Source organism: Idiomarina sp. UBA4206 (genome assembly GCF_002383015.1).
Classification (GTDB): domain Bacteria; phylum Pseudomonadota; class Gammaproteobacteria; order Enterobacterales; family Alteromonadaceae; genus Idiomarina; species Idiomarina abyssalis.
Window position 1 is genome coordinate 102,175 of record NZ_DFTS01000014.1, and the last position, 14,883, is coordinate 117,057.

Below are 14,883 nucleotides of genomic sequence, written 5' to 3' on the forward strand. Positions count from 1 at the left end.
ACATCGAGTGGGCAAAAGACGGCATTGACGGCAAACTTTATATTGTTCAGGCACGCCCCGAAACGGTTCAGTCAAACCAAAAAGGGCAAGCTATTGAACGCTTTGCACTAAAAGCCAAAAGTGACGTTGTCTGTACTGGGCGTGCTATTGGCCAGCGTATTGGCCGTGGTGTTGCTCGTGTTCTGAATGACATCAGTGAAATGGATAAAGTCCAGCCGGGCGACGTATTAGTAACCGATATGACTGACCCTGACTGGGAACCGATTATGAAGCGCGCTGCTGCCATTGTGACTAACCGTGGTGGCCGTACTTGTCACGCCGCTATTATAGCCCGTGAACTTGGCATTCCGGCGGTTGTTGGTTGCGGTGATGCAACTGACCATATCAGTAATGGACAAGCGGTTACGGTTTCTTGTGCTGAAGGCGACACAGGTTATATCTACCAGGGCGAACTGGACTTTGATATCACTGAGTCACAAATTGATGCTATGCCAGATCTACCCTTAAAAATTATGATGAACGTGGGCAACCCCGANNGCCCCGACAGAGCGTTCGATTTTGCCAGCTTGCCCCATGCCGGTATTGGCCTGGCTCGCCTGGAGTTTATTATTAACCGAATGATAGGCGTTCACCCTAAAGCCTTGCTAAATTACGAGCAGCAAAGTGATGAGCTGAAGAAAACGATTGATAGTATGATGGCCGGCTACAGCAGCCCTCGCGAATACTACGTAGCACGTTTAGCTGAAGGCATTTCTACCTTAGGTGCCGCATTCTCACCAGAACGCGTCATTGTGCGTATGTCTGACTTTAAGTCGAACGAATACGCCAACCTTATCGGCGGAAAGCAGTATGAGCCTGGCGAAGAAAACCCAATGCTGGGTTTCCGTGGTGCATCTCGTTATATCTCTGAAGAATTCCGCGACTGCTTTGCACTGGAGTGTGAAGCAATTAAACGCGTTCGTAACGATATGGGTCTGACCAATATCGAAATCATGATCCCATTTGTCAGAACTCTTGAAGAAGGTCGCAAGGTTATTGAACTTCTGGCCGAACAGGGACTGGTTCAGGGCGAAAATGGTTTACGCGTAATTATGATGTGCGAACTGCCTTCTAACGCTCTGTTGGCAGACGAATTCCTCGACATCTTCGACGGTTTCTCAATTGGTTCTAACGACTTAACCCAGTTAACTTTAGGTTTGGATCGTGATTCCGGCGTTATCGCACATTTATTTGATGAGCGTAACGAAGCGGTGAAAAAGCTGCTGGCAATGGCCATTCAAACGGCCAAGAAGCGCGGTAAATACGTCGGTATTTGTGGTCAGGGACCATCAGATCATCCTGACTTTGCCGCCTGGTTGGTAGAACAGGGGATCGATTCGGTATCACTGAACCCGGATACCGTTATTGAGACATGGATGTACTTGGCGGACCACCTGTAAAAATGACAGTATTACCCAAGGTTGCTGCTGAAAACGCTTTACCAGAGAACTACCGGCACTTTATAGAGCAGTTAAAAGAGTCGGGGTTCGCTGGTGAAATTGATGTCAGTTACTCTGGCCGTTTAATTGCGGCTACGGATAACAGCGTTTATCAAAGTCTGCCTCAGGCAGTGTTGTACCCACTGCATCATGCCGACCTTGTTTTATTAATGAAGCTTGCTGGTGAGGAGAGTAACAGCAGTGTGCAGTTCTCTCCCCGAGGCGGCGGAACCGGCACTAATGGACAGTCATTAACCTCAGGTGTTGTGGTTGATCTAAGCCGACACATGAATAAAGTGCTTGAAGTTAACCCGAAGGAAGGTTGGGTTAAAGTTCAGGCTGGTGTGGTTAAAGATAAACTCAACGATATTTTACGTCCTCAGGGCTACTTTTTTTCACCTGACCTTTCTACCAGCAATCGCGCGACTCTGGGTGGCATGATTAATACCGACGCCTCAGGTCAGGGCTCGTTAGTTTACGGTAAAACCAGTGATCATATTCTTGGCCTGAAAACCGTATTACTTGATGGGCATGTACTAGACAGCGGTCCGGTTTCGCTAGAGCAAGCGGAAAGTATCGCTCGCCAGGACAATCGAATAGCTCGCATTTACCGCCAGGTGATAGACACCTGTGTTGGTGAAGAAACTCATATTCGTGAAAAGTTTCCGCCTTTAAACCGGTTCCTGACCGGCTACGATTTAAAGCATGCCTATGACCCTGGAGATCAAAAAATTGATGTTTCTCGAGTCATCGCAGGCTCGGAAGGGACCTTAGGCTTTGTCAGCGAAGCTAAGCTGAATATCACTCCCATTCCTAAGCACAGAGTGCTGGTTAATGTTAAATATTCAAACTTTCAGTCTGCACTAGAGAATTCTCCTTTCTTAGTGGAAGCTAAAGCAACTTCAGTAGAAACCGTTGACAGTACGGTGCTTGATCTTGCTCGTGAGGATATCATTTGGAAGTCGGTTGAACCTTTACTTTCCGATGTTGAAGGTCAGCGGATGGACGGTATCAACATGGTTGAGTTTACCGGGCTTGATCAAGAGGAAATAGACGAGAAGGTCGGTTCGTTAACCAAACGTCTGGATAAACTGATTAAAAGCAAAGACAACAAAGGTGTTATTGGTTATCAAATTTGCGATGACCTGCCGAGTATACAGCTGATTTATGCTATGCGTAAAAAGTCGGTGGGTTTATTAGGTGCGACAAAAGGCCGACGTAAACCCGTTGCTTTTGCCGAAGACACGGCGGTTCCTCCTGAAAAACTGGCTGACTTTATTAATGAGTTTAGGGCGCTATTAGATGCTAAAGGCCTGCACTACGGAATGTTCGGGCATGCAGACGCCGGTGTTTTACACGTACGGCCAGCCCTGGACATGTGTGAGCCGGACGATGAAATCCTGCTTAGAGAAATTAGTGACCAGGTGGCAGAATTAACCCAGAAGTATGGCGGACTCATGTGGGGCGAGCACGGAAAAGGTTATCGCTCCGAATACGCCCCCGCTTTTTTTGGAGAGCACCTTTATAAAGAATTGCAGAAAATTAAGGCGAGTTTTGACCCGTTTAACCAATTGAACCCCGGGAAAATTTGCACGCCTCTGAATACGGATGCGCAATTAGTCTCTGTTGACGCAGTAAAACGAGGCTTTTTTGACAGGCAGATTCCAATAGCAACCAGAAACAGCTACAAAAATGCAATGGACTGTAACGGTAATGGCTTGTGTTTCAATTATGACCCCAAGTCCGCTATGTGCCCCTCGTATAAAGTCACACGGGACCGTCGTTATTCTCCTAAAGGTCGGGCAGGGCTTCTGCGCGAATGGTTACGGTTGACCCATAACGCGGGTTATGACGCCACTCAAAGGCCTCAGCCGGTAAGCTTTGCTAAACGCCAGCTAAACCGACTTACAGGGCGAAGCGATTTTAGTCATGAAGTAAAACAGTCGATGGATAAATGTCTGGCGTGCAAAGCCTGTACGAATCAGTGTCCGGTTAATGTCGATGTCCCAACATTTCGTGCGCGTTTTTACGATCATTATTACAGTAAATACGCTCGTCCATTAAAGGACTACTTAGTAAAGGGCATAGAAAAAACGGCGCCTCTTGCAAGTCAGTTCCCTGTTTTGAGTAATTTGCTGATTAATAACCCTATAAGCCGGGTTATTCTTAAATACGGTGTGGGTTATGTCGATACCCCTTTATTTTCAACGCCCAATTTGAGAACTGCATGGAAGCGTCACGGCCTCGTTGAGCTAACAACAGAACAAGTTCTGAGTTTAACTGAAAGAGAACGCGAACAGGCGGTTGTTATTGCGCAGGATCCTTTTACCACATTCTATGAGGCTGACTTTGTATTAAAGCTGGGGCTACTCATTAAGAAGCTCGGTTTTACTCCGGTTTTACTGCCTTTTATAGGGCATGGTAAAGCACAGCATGTCAAAGGTTTCCTTGGTGATTTCGACAAAACGGCGACTAAAGTTACTGAGCAATTGAAACCGCTTTCCGATGCAGGAATTCCACTGATTGGGCCAGACAGCTCTACGGCTTTGATATTCAGAGATGAATACCGAAAATCAAACGGAGGTCAGTTGCCAGAGGTTGAGGTAATGACCGTAGTTGAATGGTTAAGCACGCTAAACTTTGAGAAAGCCGGGCCAGCCAGCACCAGCAATTATGGACTGCTGTTGCACTGTACAGAGCAAAGCTTTGTTCCAGAGTCGGCGCAACAATGGCAAGAATTGTTCAGTAAATTAGGGTTAACACTGGATATCGTTAATGTTGGTTGTTGTGGTATGGCGGGAACTTTTGGTCACGAAAAACAGAACCAGAGTGACAGCTTCGGCCTTTATGAAATGGGGTGGCAGCAGGCAGTTCAGCAATACGGCAGCAGCGGTGTGCTGGTAACCGGGTTCTCATGCCGGTCTCAAATAAAACGGATAGAAAAAAAGCGGGTGAAACACCCGCTTGAAATCATCTTACAAAGCCTGAGTTAAATCAGGCTTTTTATTTGCAGCAACGTTTACTGCTTACCTTTAGCTATAATTTCACGTGCCATTTGATCAGCAACTGCACCGGTAGGGCGGTCTTCGTCGTTTGCACGAGCAAAAAGCTGATCCAGAGTGTCGTAAATACCACGAACACGTTTATCAGTTTCCTCTAAGCTCATATTAGCGGCTTCTGAACACACATGAATGACACCACCGGCATTAATCACGTAATCAGGTGCGTAAAGAATACCCATATCTTTTACTGCTTGATCGTGTTTAGGGTTCGCTAACTGGTTATTGGCGCTTCCGGCAATGATTTTAACTTTAAGTTGTTTTAACGTTTCGTCATTGATGGTTGCACCCAGCGCACATGGCGCATAGACGTCAGCATCAACACTGTAGATTTCATCCAAACCAACAGCTTTCGCGCCGAGTTCTTTAACGGCACGCTCTATAGCTTCTTCGTTAATGTCTGTAACGATAAGCTCTGCACCGTCTTCTGCGCAGTACTTAGCAAAGTCATAACCAACAGAACCAAGGCCCTGAACCGCTATTTTTACACCTTTAAGATCTTCACTGCCTAACTTGTGTTTTGCCGCAGCTTTAAGACCCAGATAAGTGCCCAATGCAGTATGAGGTGAAGGGTCGCCAGCTTTATCAGCGGTTCCGGCAACATGACTGGTTTCTTTCGCAACCATGTCGATGTCTTCGGTACGAATGTTCACATCTTCTGCAGTAATATAACGGCCGCTCAATGACTCGATAAAACGACCGTATGCGCGGAAAAGCTCTTCGCTTTTAATTTTCTTGGCGTCACCAATAATAACCGCTTTACCGCCACCCAGAGGTAAGCCGGCCATAGCACTTTTATAAGTCATACCGCGCGACAAGCGCAGCACATCGGTTAAAGCTTCGGCCGATGAAGCGTAGTTCCACAAACGGGTACCACCAAGGCTTGGACCTAAAGTTGTGTCATGAATTGCAATAATGGCTTTTAGGCCTGATTCCTGATCATGACAAAAGACAACTTGCTCGTGATGATCGAATTCGGGATGCTCGTATAGAGACATGAATTTCAATTCCTCATTGCTTCAAAAATTGCGCGAACATTACCATTTAGATAGGGCTCGCGCTACTTTATTAAGTGAATAAATTCAGCAATTCAAACGGGTGTTTATCAACTCTTGTTTACACAGAATCGCTCAGAATTCTTCAATGTATAAATAGATAATTCCCTGATTTATCATTTCAGCAACTAGCTCAGCTTGTGGCGTAGAATTTACTCGTTTCGAAAGCTCCGATGCGGATTTTGAGCCTTGCAGTTGTGCCAGCCATTCTGCTGTGGGTAAAGCTTCCGGGATTACCGTAAAAGCTTCCCCATTGCCATAAAACTCGGTCTTACTCAGTTTTAAGAAACGGGCACCGGACGCTTTCTCAATGAATGCATTCGGTTGCGCCAATAAGTCTGGCACTTGCGCTGCTGTTGTTGGCAATTCTGGCTCGGGAAGAGGGCGTTTTGACTGCGATACAATTCTCGCCAGTAACCTGTCTGTTTCGTCACTCTCAAGGGCTTCTTTCAAAAAACCTTTTAAGGCGGCTAATTGCTTTTCTTCAATTTCCCAGGAAATATCGTCGCTGCCAATTTCTGGATCCTGGTATCGTTCCTGAAGGGACTCCTGTTGCATGGCAATATCGCCCAGCTGCAATAATAACTCTGCTTTTGACGGCGCCCGGAACCCAACCGAGTAGTTGAGCGAAGGCTCTAAGGCAACACCATCATGCGGACAGCCCGCGGGAATATATAAAACGTCACCGGCTTTCAGGTGCTCATCAATAACGGCTTTAAACTCACCTTCTACCTGGCAAAGGTCGGCTGCTGGCTGACACTCCCGCATTGATTGTCGCTCACCAACGCGCCAGTGTCGGGAACCGGCTCCCTGTATGATAAAAACGTCATACTGATCCAAGTGCGGACCAACACCACCGTTTTCGCATGAGAAACTGACCATGACATCGTCTATGCGCCAATCCGGAAGAAAACGGAAAGGCGTTATCAATTCGCCAACGTCTGGCAGCCACTCATTTACTGATTGAACCAATAAGGTCCAGTGGCTCTCACCAAACTGCTCGTATTCTTCAAACGGGCCATGAGTAACCAACCAGCCAGATTCTGTATCTGCCTGTGACTCAATAACCCGGGAGTCGGCGCCTTCTTCCATGGCCAGTCCAGCTAGAATTTCAGGGCTGACAGGGTCCGTAAAATCAGCAAAGCCTTGTCGAATAAGACAAGGCTTTTTCTGCCAGTAGTTTTTTAAAAAATCGTCTTTATCAAAAGCTAATTTCATACAAGATCATCAACAAACTGAGTTGCGCGGCCAATATAGTTAGCTGGTGTTAAAGCTTTCATTTCATCTTTAGCAGCATCTGGCACGTCTAAAGAGTCAATAAATTTCGCAAGATCATCGCTGGTAATGCGTTTTCCGCGAGTTAAGGTTTTAAGCTTTTCGTACGGCTTTTCAACACCGTATCGGCGCATAACGGTTTGCACCGGTTCCGCCATCAATTCCCAATTTTCATCAAGCTCAGCTGCCAGACGGGCTTCATTAACTTCCAGCTTACTCAAACCTTTTAACGTTGCCTGAAATGCAATAACGGCATGCGCAACACCTACACCTAAATTACGTAAAACGGTAGAATCAGTCAGATCACGTTGCCAGCGGGAAATAGGCAGCTTCTGAGCCAAATGTTGCATAACCGCATTAGCAATACCCAGGTTGCCCTCGGAGTTTTCAAAGTCGATAGGGTTCACTTTATGAGGCATCGTTGAAGAGCCAACTTCACCTTCAACAGTACGCTGTTTAAAGTGATTCAAAGCAATATAACCCCAGACATCACGATCAAAATCGATGAGTACTGTATTAAAGCGAGCCAGTGCGTCAAAGTATTCTGCAACATAGTCATGAGGCTCAATTTGAGTCGTGTACGCGTTCCAGCTTAAACCGAGTGACGTAACAAATTGCTCTGAGATTTGATGCCAGTCCACATTAGGGTAGGCCGCAAGGTGCGCGTTATAGTTACCGACAGCACCGTTGATTTTACCCATGACATCTACAGCTTTAAGCTGCGTCAGCTGACGTTGTAGACGCACAGCAACGTTCGCAAACTCTTTGCCCATTGTGGTTGGCGTTGCCGGTTGGCCGTGCGTACGGGCCATCATAGGAACGGCTTTGTGTTCTTTCGCCAGCTCTTTAACCCGATCAACTAATTCCTGCATCATCGGTACTAATACTTCGTCACGAGCTGTGTTCAGCATTAAGCCATGAGAAAGGTTGTTAATGTCCTCTGAAGTACAGGCAAAGTGGATGAATTCGGATACTTTATTCAGTTCTTCGTTATTAGCGACTTTTTCTTTCAGGAAGTATTCAACCGCTTTCACGTCGTGATTGGTTGTGCGCTCAATGGTCTTTATGCGTTCAGCGTCTTCTACTGAGAAGTTTTCAACAATGGCGTTCAGTATTTGTGTCGCTTCTTCACTTAATGCCGGCACTTCTTTAATGCCATCGACTTCGGCTAATAACTGCAACCAACGAACCTCAACAGTGACACGAAATTTAATCAGTCCGTACTCGCTGAAAATAGGACGTAACATTTCTGCTTTTGAAGCGTATCGTCCATCGACAGGTGACACTGCGGTTAGTGAAGAAAAGGGCAACATAAACTGGCTCTCCGAGAGTTAATTAAGTCATTAATCTTTTATGCGACATGCAACAATTGCTGCGCTGTATCTAACATTTTCTTTCTTGAAAATACGAAATGACGACGTTTGCCGCCTACTTGCTGCCAAAGCACGGCACTACGAATGCCGGCCAGCAACAAGGTTCTAATATGGTGCTGATTTGAGTCCCGCTTCAAAAACTCCGGGTTTCCATTAATTCGAATAGGCTGTCCCAGAGGACTTATCAACTCGCGGTAAATCCCCGCAAAACTTTGCTGTACGCGATAATCTTCAAATTCAAATTCTTCTTTCTGACGTTTTACCTGAGCGATACGTTCACCCAGTAAATTAAGTACGTCGGGCTGCTTAAGTAAGCGCCGGGACAGGTGGATCAATCCGACTAAATAGCGGGTGACCTCTAGATCTTTATTTTTATTATTTCCGGCCTGACGAATAAATGCCTGAATGCCTGGCTGAATATTCTCCAGACCGCCGTAAATATCTTCGATGTTGTCAGGGTTTTGTTGCAGAAGACTGTGGACCAAAGTGTTGGTAATAGACTCAGGGTAAAGTTCTCCACTGCGAGCCAGCTTCTGCACGGCCATAGCACTTAACGACATACCAGCTAAAGCAATTACTCGCTGCTGCCACTCATTCATAGCTTGACCTCAAAATCGGTAATGCGCTGTTCAATAATGCCGCCACCTAAACAAATGTCGTCGCTGTAGAATACTGCGGATTGTCCTGGCGTTACCGCTGCAACAGGCTCTTTAAACTGAACCTGAAAGTCGCCGTTATCAAGCGGAGTAACCCTGCACGGTATATCCTGCTGGCGATAGCGCGTTTTAACCGTACAATCGAAAGCCTTTAATGGTGTGGTACGACTCACCCAGTGCAGTTGCCCGGCAATAAGCCCCTGAGAATAGAGGCGGGGATGATTTTTTCCCTGCGCAACAATAAGCACATTTCTCTCTACGTCTTTATCGACAACGTACCAGGGCTCGCCGGAGGTGTCGGCCATTCCGCCAATGTGTAAGCCTTTACGCTGACCCAGAGTGTGGTACATCAAACCTTCATGTTCACCTAACTGTTCGCCATCGACAGACTCAATGGGGCCGGGCTTTGCCGGCAGGTACTGCTGGAGAAAGTCTTTAAATTTGCGCTCGCCAATAAAGCAAATACCTGTAGAGTCTTTTTTATCCGCTGTAACAAGGCCTTGCTCTTCTGCAATTCTCCGAACTTCTGATTTCTCCAGCTCGCCAACCGGAAACAAAGTTTGTGCAATATGCTCATGGCTTAGCGTATAAAGGAAGTAGCTTTGGTCTTTATTACTGTCTAAACCGCGCAGCATTTCCCACTTTCCGTCGTTCTGCTGACGACGCACATAATGTCCGGTCGCAATGTAATCGGCATTTAATGCTTCTGCGGCAAATTCCAGAAAGGCCTTAAATTTAATTTCTTTGTTACACATGATATCCGGGTTCGGTGTTCGCCCGGCTTTGTATTCTTCCAAAAAGTACTCGAACACGTTGTCCCAGTACTCTGCGGCAAAATTGATTGTGTGCAGCTCTATGCCGAGTGTTTCGCAAACCTTTTCGGCATCGGCTAAATCTTCGGATGCAGCGCAGTATTCGTCAGTATCATCTTCTTCCCAGTTTTTCATAAACAGGCCTTCGACCTGATAACCCTGTTGTTTCAGGAGCAGGGCAGAGACTGAAGAATCGACACCGCCGGACATTCCAACGATCACTTTTTGGCCCGAGGTAACAGCGGGAATAACATCAGACATAAGGAGCAACTGCAAGGAAAGGGAAAGGCGGGCATTTTACCTGCCCAAGCCCTTCACTGCCACCTTAGCCAACAAGATCATCCAACAACGCCGAGGGGAAAGCGGCGCCCAGCGCGATATTCATCAATGATTTGCAGTGTCATCGGGCTGCGCAATTCGTCTTTGCGGGCAAGTAGCTCATCATAAGTAAGCCAAACTGCTTCGATAATGCCTGTATCCAGCGCGCGCTCAGCATCATGACTAACCGCTTCGGCAATGAATGTGGTGCGAAAGTAGGTGATTCCATTGCTGGGAGCGGTATATAAATTTACCCCTACAGCCCCGGTTAATTTCACTGTCCAACCCGTTTCTTCCAATGTTTCGCGAATCGCCGCTGCTTGCAGTGTTTCGTTAGGGTCTAAGTGACCGGCAGGTTGGTTGTACACTTTTTTGCCATCGGCTTCTTCGTACACCATTAAAAAGGGGTTGTCGCGTTCAACAATGGTGGCAACGGTTACGTGGGGTGCCCAGGTCATAGATAATCCTTGAGTCAATCGGTAGGGGGCAAATCGTACCAGATTTATCAATATTCTCAGCTGATTTGGCTTATTGATTTTTGGCTGGATCTTTGATTGAATCCAGTTAATCACGGACGGATTTATTCAACACAAATGGCAAGGATGTTTTTATGGCTACCCACACATTAATTTTTTATCCCGACCCCTATGTTGGCTTTAATAAAACTCAATTAATCCAGCGTCACTTGTCACTGGCTGGAGTGATTGGTGTAAAGTTTAGAGCATCGTCTTGTTTTTCTGCTGGACACCGGTTTCGTCAATTTATTCCTAAAGCGGATTCTATCCAAAAATATCAATCCGATTTGGTTCGTATCCAGATTAAGGCTGTTGGTGTCTGGATGCTAATGGATGGGCGGCCTGCGATGCTTGATTGTTCAAATGTGGTGCAAATTGAAGGCGATGTTGTTGAACATTCGCTCGACCGTTATAGATCTTTATCTGACATGTTGCGCAGAATAACAGGAGATGTCTATCGGATCGGCACTGCTTATGAGTCGATTGAACAAGGGATATCGGAATTCCCACGTCATTACACGTTAAGGGGCGCTCTTACGTTTATTGGTTCTCCTGAATCGATCGAAAAATTATAGCTGCTGACAGTTCCTGTCCCATCTTTGTGCATAATTCCCGTCAGTTTGAATGATGAATGTCATGAATTGTTGTTAAGTCCAACAATTTCTTGGATCTGTCATGAAAAAGGGCTAGTATCTGCTAACCGACCAAATGGTCGGCAAGGGTTCCTTGCCGACTAGATTGCGCGGATTGCCTTTACATTTTGTGACATTTGTTGGTTTTAGTTTTAATCAGTGGCTGTGCAACAATTCTCCGGCTGAAAAATGCCGAAGTTAATGGTTGGGATACCGTCGATTTATCGCCTCCCTCCGCATGTCTTGTGCAGTTCTGGTCGTAATTTCTTTTTCTCCTCTCAATGGCTCTTCATTTATGAACAATGTGAAATCAATCGGTATTGCTGTGGCAAGCCTTATAGGAATTGTGACGATTGTTGTTGTAATCAAGCTGACGCAATTTGCTGCTATGGGGCAGGCTCAGGAGAGTACGCCTCCTCCTTCCGAAACGGTAAGTACCTTCACGACGGTAATTCAGCAATGGCCGAATAGTTACACCGCAATGGGTACTGTAGAAGCCTCTGAAGGTATTGTGATTACTGCTGAAGTTGCTGGCAAAGTGAAGGAGATTCGCTTTAAGTCAGGCGAGCAAGTTAAGAAAGGCACGGTGATTCTGGTGCAAGAGTCAGGTAACGAACAGGCTCAATTAAGTGCTGCTGAAGCGCGTTTGCGTTTGGCTAAATCCAATCATGAACGGTTGGTTGCCCTGCGTCAGCGGAATACTGTTTCGCAAAGTGAGCTTGATACCGCCGTGCAACAAATGGAGTCTGCGCAAGGTGATGTGAACGACCTTAAAACCACTTTGGAGAAAAAGGTCGTGCGTGCTCCTTTTGGTGGCCGTTTGGGGATTCGTAAAGTGGATTTGGGTGAAGACTTGCAAGTGGGCGGCGAAATCGTGTCTTTGCAGGCGACTAATAGTGTTCGCGTCAATTTTCCGGTACCACAATTTTGGTTGGTGAAAATGACTCGTGGCTTATCTGTAGAAGTTAATGTTGGCGATGGTTCAGATGCGACTATCAGTGGTGAAATCACAGCGATAGGTGCGGAAATCAGTCCCGTAACACGCAATGCTATAGTGCAATCTTATCTGCAAAATGAAAAAAGTCAGTTGATCCCTGGAATGGCGGTTGAAACCAAAGTGACTTTGTCTAATCCGCAAGACGTCTTGGCAGTACCCAGTACTGCAGTGATTTATGCACCTTTTGGTGATACGGTTTTTATTATCGAAGAGGGCGAAAAAGCAGGCACATTTAAAGCGCGGCAACAGTTTGTGCGTTTAGGTAAAGCTCGCGGCGACTTCGTAGAAATTGTTGATGGCTTAAAAGAGGGCGATGTTGTTGCCAGTGCGGGTGCATTTAAATTATTAAATGGCCAAGCGGTAACCATAGGTACCTTGCCAACTCCGGAATTTAAACTCGAACCAACACCTGCTGACAGCTAGTTATTAGTTATATGCGAGCTCAAAGTTGTTGCGCGCACAAATACCCCAGCGATTTACTCCATAAGCCTAAAAGCCCATGAGCCTAACTTATGAAATTTACTGATATTTTTATCAAGCGGCCGGTACTTGCCATAGTGGTAAGCCTGCTTATTTTAATTTTGGGTATACAGGCAGGCTCCAACCTGACTGTGCGCCAATATCCGCGCAGTGACATCTCCGTCATTATCATTAATACCGTTTATGTCGGTGCAAATGCAGAACTGGTGCGCGGATTTATCACCACTCCGATTGAGCGTGCGATTGCATCTGCCGGTGGTATTGATTACATCGAATCACAAAGTGCAATGGGCATGTCTACCGTCACTGCGCACTTACGTTTGAACTATGATCCGCTCAGCGCCATGACTGAAATTTCGGCCAAGGTGAATCAAGTGCGCGGTGACTTGCCTCCGGAGGCAGAAGTTCCGGCGATTCGTATTGAAGCTGCTGATTCACAATTTGCAGCGGCCTATTTGAGTTTCAGTTCGGAAATTCTTGAGCAAAACCAAATTACTGATTTTTTAACCCGCTCAATTCAGCCGCGTTTAACCGCTATTGCCGGTGTACAGAAAGCCGATGTGTTGGGCGGCAGAACGTTTGCGATGCGGATCTGGCTTAAGCCTGAACGCATGGCTGCGTTAAACGTAACGCCAGTACAAGTGCGCGCAGCCTTAGCCGCGAATAACGTACAAGCAGCGGTAGGGCAAACACGCGGCACCTATACGCAAGTGAATTTGCGTGCAGATACTGATTTAAAAAGTGTTGATGAATTTAAACAACTGGTTATCAGCAATTCTGCCGACGGCATTATTCGCTTAAGCGATATTGCAGATGTTGCTTTGGGCGCAGAGAACTACGATACGGTGGTTAACTACTCAGGTGATACCGCGGTATTTATGGGGGTTTGGGTTGCACCTAATGCCAATGCATTGGATGTAATGAAGGCTGTAAATAAAGAAATGGAGGCAATAAAAGCCGAATTGCCAACAGGGTTGTCGGGCACGGTTGCCTATGATTCAACTGAATATATCGATGCAGCAATTAATGAAGTCATTAAAACATTGACAGAAACCTTGTTGATTATTGTGATCGTTATTTTCTTGTTTCTTGGCTTTAGTCGTTCGGTCATTATTCCGGTGTTGGCGATTCCACTTTCACTGGTGGGCGCGCTATTTATTATGCAGTTATGCGGCTTCTCGCTCAATTTGCTAACACTGCTTTCAATTGTTCTTTGTGTTGGTTTGGTAGTGGACGATGCTATCGTTATGGTGGAGAACATCGAGCGCCACATTCAGGATGGGATGAAACCTTATCGGGCGGCAATTGTATCAGCACGCGAATTAGCTGGGCCGATTTTGGCAATGACAGTAACCTTGGCTTCTGTTTATATTCCCATCGGTTTACAAGGTGGTTTGATTGGATCTTTGTTCCGTGAATTTGCGATTACTCTTGCTGGTGCGGTGACTATCTCAGCTGTTGTCGCGATTACCCTGTCACCCATGTTAGGTTCGCGTATGCTGAAACCTCACACTGGTTTAAAAGCACCACTGGAAAAACCTTTTGAAAAGTTCCGTGAGTGGTATGGCCGCAATTTGGCTGCAAGTTTACAAAATCGCATCGGTGTTTATATTTTTTGGATTGTTATTACTGCCTTGTGTTTTCCGCTGTACCTTTTTTCTGCAAAAGAGTTGGCGCCCACTGAAGATCAGGGGGTTATTTTCGGCATAGTGGATTCGCAAGCGAATTCTACTGTTGATCAGGCATCGCATTACGGTAAACAAGTCAACGAAGTTTTTATGAGTGTTCCAGAGACTGACTTTACCTTTCAGTTGACGTTTCCAACCGGCGGTTTTTCCGGCATGGTGACCAAACCTTGGGAAGAACGTGATCGCGATGTATTTGAGATTATGCCGGAAGTGCAGCAGAAATTATCGGCAATTGCTGGCGTAAGAATTTTGCCCATTACGCCACCTGCGTTGCCTGGTGGTGGTCAGTTTCCGGTTGAAATAGTTTTGGCATCTACCGCTGATATCAAAGAGATTTATGATTACGCTTTGAAGGTGCAAGAGATCATGGTGGAGTCCGGTATGTTTTATTTCCAAACATTGGATGTAAAAGTGGATCAGCCGGATTACAAGCTCAGTATTGATCGCGAAAAAGTGGCCGATCTGGGATTGAATTTACAAACGGTGACTAACGATGTTGGAACCTTGTTGGGTGGCGGTTATGTCAATCGTTTCAATATGGCGGG

General features: G+C 46.2%; 11 protein-coding genes. 5 read left to right on the forward strand and 6 right to left on the reverse strand.

The window, feature by feature from the left end; genetic code table 11:
* On the forward strand, positions 1 to 1,439 hold a 1,439-nt coding region (gene ppsA, locus B3180_RS03180; RefSeq protein WP_286842989.1), incomplete at its 5' end, for a phosphoenolpyruvate synthase.
* 2 nt (positions 1,440 to 1,441) lie between these two features.
* Entirely contained in the window at positions 1,442 to 4,471 is a 3,030-nt protein-coding gene (gene ydiJ / locus B3180_RS03185; RefSeq protein WP_278358681.1) for a D-2-hydroxyglutarate dehydrogenase YdiJ, read from the forward strand.
* A 26-nt stretch (positions 4,472 to 4,497) separates the two neighbouring features.
* On the opposite strand, the gene B3180_RS03190 is transcribed toward ydiJ, so the two are convergent.
* The 6 genes from B3180_RS03190 to B3180_RS03215 form a co-directional block, all read right to left on the reverse strand.
* Positions 4,498 to 5,535 (reverse strand): Glu/Leu/Phe/Val dehydrogenase dimerization domain-containing protein, encoded by a 1,038-nt coding sequence (locus B3180_RS03190; protein WP_054487703.1) that lies wholly within the window; start codon positions 5,533 to 5,535, stop codon positions 4,498 to 4,500.
* A 132-nt stretch (positions 5,536 to 5,667) separates the two neighbouring features.
* A complete protein-coding gene (locus tag B3180_RS03195) occupies positions 5,668 to 6,810 on the reverse strand; it encodes a cupin domain-containing protein (RefSeq protein WP_278358682.1) in 1,143 nt (380 codons plus the stop codon).
* Positions 6,807 to 8,177, reverse strand: a complete 1,371-nt coding sequence (purB, locus tag B3180_RS03200; RefSeq protein ID WP_278356226.1) for an adenylosuccinate lyase — start codon at positions 8,175 to 8,177, stop codon at positions 6,807 to 6,809. Before purB ends, B3180_RS03195 begins: the two co-directional genes overlap by 4 nt.
* 41 nt (positions 8,178 to 8,218) lie before the next feature.
* A complete protein-coding gene (hflD, locus tag B3180_RS03205; protein WP_054487710.1) occupies positions 8,219 to 8,839 on the reverse strand; it encodes a high frequency lysogenization protein HflD in 621 nt (206 codons plus the stop codon).
* Positions 8,836 to 9,969, reverse strand: coding sequence for a tRNA 2-thiouridine(34) synthase MnmA (mnmA, locus tag B3180_RS03210; RefSeq protein ID WP_286842993.1), 1,134 nt, complete (start codon positions 9,967 to 9,969; stop codon positions 8,836 to 8,838). Before mnmA ends, hflD begins: the two co-directional genes overlap by 4 nt.
* A gap of 77 nt (positions 9,970 to 10,046) precedes the next feature.
* Positions 10,047 to 10,598 (reverse strand): NUDIX hydrolase, encoded by a 552-nt coding sequence (locus B3180_RS03215; RefSeq protein WP_286842998.1) that lies wholly within the window; start codon positions 10,596 to 10,598, stop codon positions 10,047 to 10,049.
* Positions 10,599 to 10,636: 38 nt separating this feature from the next.
* Here B3180_RS03215 and B3180_RS03220 point away from each other — a divergent pair, with 38 nt between their 5' ends.
* The 3 genes from B3180_RS03220 to B3180_RS03230 all read left to right on the forward strand — a co-directional run.
* Complete coding sequence (locus B3180_RS03220) at positions 10,637 to 11,116, forward strand: hypothetical protein (RefSeq protein WP_286843000.1); 480 nt, start codon at positions 10,637 to 10,639, stop codon at positions 11,114 to 11,116.
* A 352-nt stretch (positions 11,117 to 11,468) separates the two neighbouring features.
* Positions 11,469 to 12,593, forward strand: coding sequence for an efflux RND transporter periplasmic adaptor subunit (locus tag B3180_RS03225; protein ID WP_286843004.1), 1,125 nt, complete (start codon positions 11,469 to 11,471; stop codon positions 12,591 to 12,593).
* An 89-nt stretch (positions 12,594 to 12,682) separates the two neighbouring features.
* Positions 12,683 to 14,883 (forward strand): efflux RND transporter permease subunit (locus B3180_RS03230; protein WP_286843007.1); only part of this gene is annotated, 2,201 nt, incomplete at its 3' end.

Excerpts from the sequence above, each read along its gene's own strand:
- mnmA (WP_286842993.1), bottom strand. The coding sequence starts at position 9,969 with ATGTCTGATGTTATTCCCGCTGTTACCTCGGGCCAAAAAGTGATCGTT.
- B3180_RS03190 (WP_054487703.1), bottom strand. The coding sequence starts at position 5,535 with ATGTCTCTATACGAGCATCCCGAATTCGATCATCACGAGCAAGTTGTC.
- B3180_RS03220 (WP_286843000.1), top strand. The coding sequence starts at position 10,637 with ATGGCTACCCACACATTAATTTTTTATCCCGACCCCTATGTTGGCTTT.
- B3180_RS03225 (WP_286843004.1), top strand. The coding sequence starts at position 11,469 with ATGAACAATGTGAAATCAATCGGTATTGCTGTGGCAAGCCTTATAGGA.
- B3180_RS03195 (WP_278358682.1), bottom strand. The coding sequence starts at position 6,810 with ATGAAATTAGCTTTTGATAAAGACGATTTTTTAAAAAACTACTGGCAG.
- hflD (WP_054487710.1), bottom strand. The coding sequence starts at position 8,839 with ATGAATGAGTGGCAGCAGCGAGTAATTGCTTTAGCTGGTATGTCGTTA.
- ydiJ (WP_278358681.1), top strand. The coding sequence starts at position 1,442 with ATGACAGTATTACCCAAGGTTGCTGCTGAAAACGCTTTACCAGAGAAC.